The 504-nt window shown below is 33.5% G+C and carries 1 protein-coding gene; it reads right to left on the bottom strand.

What is annotated here, in order from left to right:
- On the bottom strand, positions 1-487 hold a 487-nt coding region (locus B5G32_RS13640), incomplete at its 3' end, for a transposase (protein ID WP_143746701.1).
- Positions 488-504 lie beyond the last annotated feature (17 nt).

Genomic DNA, 504 nt, shown 5'->3' with positions numbered 1-504 from the left:
TATGTATATATTGTTTTTTTCCAGTATGAAACAATTCTTTTTCTATCGTTTTCCCATACAGCTCATAATCTTCCATATAATATTGATATCCTTCTTTTAGTAATGCCACACTTTCTTCTATCGACTTTGTAATAAATGCTGCATTGCCTTTCGTCATTAGAATATAATCATAATCATGCTTTTCAAAATATTTTATATTCTCTATGGAAAAATATCCTCTATCCAATATAAATCCTACATCCTTGCATCCATAGGATTTCGCTCTTTCCACCATTTTTTGACATTCTGTATTGTCTATGATGCTTCCTGGATATATCTCATAAAACATGGGAACTTCATCTGTCTGATTATATCCTATGGATAAATTCACTTGAGGCAGGTCAGGATTATCTTTCGCATGTCCATACTCCGCTAATGTCAGTGACCCTGCAACAGTATTCATATTAGAAGAATCATAGGAAACATAGATACCATCTTTGTTTTGCATGGTCACCCAGGACCTGA

Origin of the sequence: Massilimicrobiota sp. An80 (genome assembly GCF_002159255.1) — a bacterium.
Classification (GTDB): Bacteria; Bacillota_I; Bacilli_A; order Erysipelotrichales; family Coprobacillaceae; genus Allocoprobacillus; species Allocoprobacillus merdigallinarum.
This window is presented reverse-complemented; position numbering and strand designations above follow the sequence as displayed.